At 64.3% G+C, this 2,412-nt stretch carries 1 protein-coding gene and 2 pseudogenes; 1 reads left to right on the top strand and 2 read right to left on the bottom strand.

Annotated features, from left to right (window positions below; translation table 11 throughout):
* A pseudogene (locus EN780_RS32150) lies at window positions 1-546 on the top strand (ATP-grasp domain-containing protein); the annotation flags it as partial.
* Between the two features lie 386 nt (window positions 547-932).
* Here the strand turns inward: EN780_RS32150 and EN780_RS32140 are convergent.
* Window positions 933-1,985, bottom strand: a complete 1,053-nt coding sequence (locus EN780_RS32140; protein WP_128276287.1) for a substrate-binding domain-containing protein — start codon at window positions 1,983-1,985, stop codon at window positions 933-935.
* Between the two features lie 47 nt (window positions 1,986-2,032).
* Window positions 2,033-2,386: pseudogene (locus tag EN780_RS32135) on the bottom strand (ABC transporter permease); the annotation flags it as partial.
* Window positions 2,387-2,412: the final 26 nt, after the last annotated feature.

Genomic DNA, 2,412 nt, shown 5'->3' with positions numbered 1-2,412 from the left:
CTCTTCGTCAAACCGGCGCGGCAGGGCTCGTCTGTCGGCGTCGCAAAGGTCAATGCCAGCCAGGAATTCGATCGAGCGCTTGCGGAAGCCTTCCAGCACGATCGCAAGCTCTTGGCGGAGGAATTCGTCCGTGGCCGCGAGATCGAATTCAGCGTGCTGGAAGACTCCGCGGGCAAGCTCTTCGTCTCCCGGCCGGGCGAGATCGTGCCGGCGGAAAGCCACGGCTTCTACAACTACAATGCCAAGTATATCGACGAGAACGGCGCGGCATTGATCGTGCCGGCCGAACTGCCGCGGGAAGTCGAGCAGGCGATGCGCGACATGGCCGCAAGGGCCTTCAGGGCCGTCGGTTGCGACGGCATGGCACGTGTCGACTTCTTCCTGATGCCGGACATGACGTTCCTGATCAACGAGCTCAACACCATTCCCGGCTTCACCGATATCAGCATGTACGCCAAGGCGATGGCGGCTAGCGGCGTCAGCTACCCGGAGGTCATCGACCGGCTGGTGGCGCACGGGCTGGCGCGCGCCGGAAGAGTGGGCTGAGAGCGGGCTGCAAGCAGGAGAGCGGCCCTGGATGCCACTCACTTCCGAGCACGAAGACGTCACGTTGGCTAGAACGGTCTCAAGCGAGACGGTCGGCGTCATTTCGTCGGTTGGCTCTGCCCCTCATTGCCCTGCCGGGCATTTCTCCCCGTATAGTGACGGGGAGAAAGACAGCTGTCGCGGATGGTTTCGCCAACCTCCAGCGTTGCAGAATATGCGCCAGCGTCGCGGCCAGCCTCTTCTCCCCGTCACTATACGGGGAGAAGGTGCCGGCAGGCGGATGAGGGGCAGCGCCAACGTTGCTAATGTCGCCAAGAGCCTGCAGCAGTTGGGGGTCGGAAGCGCATCGCATCAATACCATCAGAGGCGACGCGCCTAGACCAGAACTACTTGGCGTTCGGGTTGGGCATCCAGGCGGGCATGGCGACATCGGCATGGGCGAATTGCGGCAGCTTGGCCGACAGGTCCTCCATGTTCTTGATGTCCTTGTCGATCAGCTCCTTCTGCGTGATCAGCGTCGGCGGCACGATGACGTTGTGGCCGGGATCCTCGCCGGCAAGCAGCTGCGCCAGCGCCCGCACCGAGACCTGGCCGACGACGGCCGGGTTGGTGGCGGCGGTGGCGGCCCAGGCGCTGTCAGGCTCGCGCATCGCCGAAATATCCGAGGTCGAGATGTCGGCCGAATAGATCTTGATGGCCTTGTTCATGCCTGCCTCGTCGACGGCGATCTTCACGCCCTTGGCGAATTCGTCATAGGGGGCGAACATCACCTTGATGTCGGGATGCGCCGACAGCACCGAACGCGCCTGGTTGGCGACCGAGTTGGCAATCGGGTTGTCGAGCGTGCCGAACATGGCGACCTCGTCGATGCCGGCATGCTTCTTCTTGACGTCGACCCAGGTTTCGTTGCGGCGGTCGAGCGGCGCGATGCCGGCGACGTAGACATAGCCGGCCTTCCAGCTGTCGCCATTGTCGGTGACCGCCTGCTCCAGCGCGAGGCGGGCAAGGTCGCGGTCGGACTGCTCGACCTGCGGGATCTTCGGGTTCTCGACATTGACGTCGAAGGCGACGACCTTGATGCCGGCATCGACCGCGCGCTGGGCGGCGTCCTTCATCGATTCCGTCAGGCCGTGCTGGATGATGATACCCTGCACGCCGAGCGCGATGGCCTGGTCGACCATGTCGGCCTGAAGGGCGGCGTCCTGGCGGCTGTCGAGCACGCGCAGGTCGACGCCGAGCGCCTTGGCCTGCGCCTCGACGCCGGAGAGATAGGCCTGGAAGAAGTCGCCGGTCGAGAGATAGCGCACCAGCGCGATCTTGACGCCCGGCTTGTCGAAGGGCGCCGGCTTGTCCGCGGCCGTCGCAGTCCCCTGCATCAGCAGCGCGGCGCCAGCCAACCCGAGTGCCGCCTTCCCCAAAAATCTTCTTGTGATGCTCACTTTGTTTCCTCCACTTTGTTGAACTCGAAAATATGCCCCGGTCGAACCTATCTCCTGCCCCTGCCGGAAAGGGCGAAGGTGAAGACAAGGGCGACGACGAGAACCCCGCCCTTGACGAAATCCTGCGTGTAGTAAGGCGCGTTCATCATCGTCAGGCCCTGCAGCAGCACGCCGACGAAGACCGCGCCGACGGCCGTGCCGAAGGCGTTCGGCTTGGCGGCGCCGAGCACCGCGTAACCGATGAGCGCGGCCGCCACCGCGTCGAGCAGCAGATTGTTGCCGGAGGCGATGTCGCCGCGGCCGAGCCGGGCGGCGAGCAGGATGCCGCCGATCGAGGCAAAGACGCCCGAAATGACATAGGCCCAGATCTTGTAGGCCTTGACCGGCGCGCCGGTCAAGGCCTACAAGATCTGGGCCTATGTCATTT

This window comes from Mesorhizobium sp. M4B.F.Ca.ET.089.01.1.1, from assembly GCF_004022605.1.
Classification (GTDB): Bacteria; Pseudomonadota; Alphaproteobacteria; order Rhizobiales; family Rhizobiaceae; genus Mesorhizobium; species Mesorhizobium abyssinicae.
The sequence above is the reverse complement of the archived record's forward strand: the minus strand, read 5'-3'. Positions and strand labels throughout refer to the sequence as shown.